Below are 4,033 nucleotides of genomic sequence, written 5' to 3' on the forward strand. Positions count from 1 at the left end.
TTCAAGGCGCACGAAGTCGATGGCATGGACACCGCCGCTGTCGCCGCCCTGATCAAGGAAACCGGCTGCCAGATCGTGATCAACGTGGGCTCCCCCTTCGTGAACATGACCGTGCTTCAGGCCTGCATCGACACCGGTGCCGCCTATATCGACACCGCGATCCACGAAGACCCCCGCAAAATCTGCGAGACGCCGCCGTGGTATGGCAACTACGAATGGAAGCGCCGCGAGGCCTGCGCCGAAGCGGGCGTGACCGCGATTCTTGGCGCTGGCTTCGATCCCGGCATGGTCAACGCCTTTGCCCGTTTCGCGGTTGATGAGTTCATGGACGAGGTCAAATCCATCGACATCGTCGACATCAACGCAGGCGACCACGGCAAGTACTTCTCGACCAACTTCGACCCTGAGATCAACTTTCGCGAGTTCACCGGCACGGTCTACAGCTGGCAGGAAGGCGAGTGGAAAGAGAACAAGATGTTCGAAGTGGGCCGCGAATGGGATCTGCCCGTCGTCGGCAAGCAGAAAGCCTATATGTCGGGCCATGATGAGGTGCATTCGCTGGCCGCGAACTACCCCCATGCCGACGTGCGCTTCTGGATGGGCTTTGGCGATCACTACATCAATGTCTTCACCGTCTTGCAGAACCTCGGCTTGCTCTCCGAACAGCCCGTGACCACCGCCGAAGGGCTGGAAGTCGTGCCGCTGAAAGTGGTGAAGGCCGTACTCCCCGACCCGTCGAGCCTTGCGCCGAACTACACCGGCAAAACCTGCATCGGTGATCTGGTGAAGGGCGTGAAGGACGGCGAAGAGGTTGAGGTTTTTGTCTATAATGTGGCCGATCACAAGGACGCCTATAACGAGGTCGGCAGCCAGGGCATTTCCTACACCGCGGGCGTGCCACCCGTGGCCTTTGCGATGCTGATCGCCGATGGCACCTATGATGGCGGCACCATGGTCAATGTCGAAGAACTGGACCCGAAACCGCTGTTCGGTCTGCTGGATGACATCGGCCTGCCAACCCGCGTGAAAGACGACAAGGGCGACCGCGCTTGGCACGAGGCCTGAGCCTCTCCTGAAACGTAAAAGGCGACCCCCAAGAGGGTCGCCTTTTTTTATTGCCAGCTACGAAAATCAGTATTTCGCAGCGAAGTCATCGACTTGACGCTCGGCCTCATCTTTGGCGATGCCATAGCGTTCTTGAAGCTTACCCACCAGCTGCTCGCGGTTGCCGCGCGCTTCGGTGATTTCATCATCGGTCAGATCACCCCATTGCGATTTCACCGCGCCGGTCATCTGGTTCCAATTGCCTTCGATACGGTCCCAATTCATGTCAGGTCTCCTTTCATAGGCTGTGAAGATGCGGGATTATCCCGCTCTTGCAGGTACAACGCTGGCGCGAAGTCAGGGTTCCCTGCCCGAGGAGCGCAGAGGCGGAAAGACGCCGTCTGCAGGGCCGCAGTGACGGGGGACGTTAGTTGAACTGTTCCGAGATCAACCGCTCTTCCAACCCATGACCGGGATCGAAGAGGATCCGATGGCTCACGCTTGGATCCGAAGAGACCTCAACCGTGGTCACATCGCGGTGCGATTGCCCGTCGGCATCCGCCATCACAGGGCGTTTTTGCGGCTCTTGCACGTCAAAGCGCACCGTCGCCCGTTTTGGCAGCAACGCCCCGCGCCAGCGGCGTGGGCGAAAGGCCGCAATCGGGGTCAAGGCCAGCACATCCGACCCAATCGGCAGGATCGGCCCATGCGCAGAGTAGTTATAAGCGGTGGAACCCGCAGGTGTGGCCACGAGCGCCCCGTCGCAGACCAGTTCCTCCATCCGCTGCCGCCCGTCTATCGTGATGCGCAGCTTGGCCGCCTGCGGCCCCGCGCGCAGCAAGGACACCTCATTGATCGCAAGCGCGGTTGAGATGGTCCCGTCGATATGGGTGGCGCGCATGACCAGAGGGTTAATCACCGCCTCTTCCGCCGCCGCCAGCCGCGCTTGCAAGTCGCCCTCGCGGTAGGCATTCATCAAAAAGCCGATGGTGCCCCGGTTCATCCCATAGACGGGTGCGTCCATATCTTGGGTGCTGTGCAGCGTATGCAGCATAAAGCCGTCCCCGCCCAACGCTACGATCACCTCGGCCTTTCGCAGAGGCACATCACCATAACGCCCGATCAAAGCGGCCCGCGCCGTCTGGGCCACGCTGGCGCGGCTGGCCACAAAGGCAATTTTCATGGACATGGCTGCTGGCTCATCCCGGCGAAGTTTCCGATCATCGGCGTTTGGGGCCAAAACAATCACATTATTCCGCGCGCCACCAGTGTTGACGCACATATCTTGCAACCTGTCGGTTTACAGCCTTCACCTCGGCCCGCGTTTCCGATAGGCAACACGCGAAACCAGCTCCAATGAGGATCCCCTGATGTCCGATTTCTTCACCAAATCTCTTGCTGATTCCGACCCGGCCCTCGCCGCTGCGATTGATGCCGAACTGGGCCGCCAGCGCGACGAGATCGAGTTGATCGCCAGTGAGAACATCGTCTCTGCTGCGGTGCTTGAGGCGCAGGGCAGCATCATGACCAATAAATACGCCGAAGGCTATCCGGGCCGTCGGTATTATGGCGGGTGCGAGCATGTCGACGTGGCCGAGAACCTTGCTATCGAACGCGCCTGTGCGCTGTTCGACTGCGCATTCGCCAACGTCCAGCCGAACTCGGGCAGCCAAGCGAACCAAGGTGTCTTTACCGCGCTGCTGCAACCCGGCGACACCATTCTGGGCATGAGCCTTGATGCCGGGGGCCACCTGACCCACGGGGCCAAGCCGAACCAATCCGGCAAATGGTTCAACGCTGTGCAATACGGTGTGCGCAAGCAGGACAACCTGCTGGACTACGACCAAGTCGCCGAACTGGCGGCTGAGCATAAGCCCAAGATGATCATCGCCGGTGGCTCCGCCATTCCACGCCAGATCGACTTTGCCAAAATGCGTGAGATTGCCGACAGCGTGGGCGCCTACCTGCTGGTCGACATGGCCCATTTCGCGGGCCTCGTGGCTGCGGGTGAGCACCCCTCCCCCTTCCCGCATGCGCATGTGGCGACGACCACGACACACAAGACCCTGCGCGGCCCGCGCGGCGGCATGATCCTGACCAATGACGAAGCGATCTCGAAAAAGATCAACTCCGCCATTTTCCCCGGCATTCAGGGTGGCCCCCTGATGCATGTGATCGCAGCCAAGGCCGTGGCCTTTGGCGAAGCGCAGCGCCCCGAGTTCAAAGCCTATGCCAAACAGGTCATCGCCAATGCACAGGCCCTGTCGGATCAGTTGATCAAAGGCGGCCTCGACACGGTGACCCATGGCACCGACACCCATGTGGTGCTGGTCGATCTGCGCCCGAAAGGCGTGAAGGGCAACGACACCGAGAAGGCTTTGGGCCGGGCGCATATCACCTGCAACAAGAACGGCGTGCCGTTTGATCCCGAAAAGCCGATGGTAACCTCGGGCATTCGCCTCGGCTCCCCTGCAGGCACGACGCGCGGCTTCGGTGAGGCCGAGTTCCGCCAGATCGCCGATTGGATCATCGAAGTGGTCGACGGGCTTGCGGCCAATGGTGCCGACGGCAATGCCGAGGTTGAGGCGAAAGTCGCCGCCGAAGTGGAAGCGCTGTGCCAGCGTTTCCCGATGTATCCGAACCTCTAAGAAGCTTGGCCCTCGCAGGGATGCGGGGGCCTTTCTTTGCCCGGAATCAAGGCGCCCTGCGCCGCCGGGCAGCGCCCGACCGCCCCATGGGCGGGCGCTTCTGCGACGAAGCACGTCAAATCACCCCCACATCAAACTTGAGAAATAAAGTGGTCTCGGCGCGGTTGCGATGCCCACCCGCGGTCGGGCGCTGCCCTCTGATGCTCTGTCACGCTCCCCCTTGCCGATCCCCCCTCCCCGCGCCACATTCTTCCGCAAAGGAGAACCGCATGATCATTCACCCCAAAGGCAGCCGCCCCTCTGAACCCGGCCCCGAAGATTACTTCACCGGAGAGGTCGAG

At 61.1% G+C, this 4,033-nt stretch carries 4 protein-coding genes; 2 read left to right on the forward strand and 2 right to left on the reverse strand.

From position 1 onward, the window contains the following. A partial coding sequence (locus tag A3722_RS01170; protein ID WP_067915857.1) for a saccharopine dehydrogenase family protein occupies positions 1-1,065 on the forward strand: 1,065 nt, incomplete at its 5' end. A gap of 66 nt (positions 1,066-1,131) precedes the next feature. Here A3722_RS01170 and A3722_RS01175 read toward each other — a convergent pair. Both A3722_RS01175 and A3722_RS01180 read right to left on the reverse strand, forming a co-directional pair. Further along, positions 1,132-1,329, reverse strand: a complete 198-nt coding sequence (locus A3722_RS01175) for a CsbD family protein (protein ID WP_067631294.1) — start codon at positions 1,327-1,329, stop codon at positions 1,132-1,134. A gap of 142 nt (positions 1,330-1,471) precedes the next feature. Continuing rightward, complete coding sequence (locus tag A3722_RS01180; RefSeq protein WP_067915860.1) at positions 1,472-2,233, reverse strand: NAD kinase; 762 nt, start codon at positions 2,231-2,233, stop codon at positions 1,472-1,474. Positions 2,234-2,414: 181 nt separating this feature from the next. On the opposite strand from A3722_RS01180, the gene glyA reads away from it, so the two are divergent. Continuing rightward, positions 2,415-3,692, forward strand: a complete 1,278-nt coding sequence (gene glyA, locus A3722_RS01185; protein ID WP_067628293.1) for a serine hydroxymethyltransferase — start codon at positions 2,415-2,417, stop codon at positions 3,690-3,692. The last annotated feature ends 341 nt before the right edge of the window (positions 3,693-4,033 follow it).

Origin of the sequence: Sulfitobacter sp. HI0027 (assembly GCF_001634775.1) — a bacterium.
In the GTDB taxonomy this organism is placed as follows: domain Bacteria; phylum Pseudomonadota; class Alphaproteobacteria; order Rhodobacterales; family Rhodobacteraceae; genus Sulfitobacter.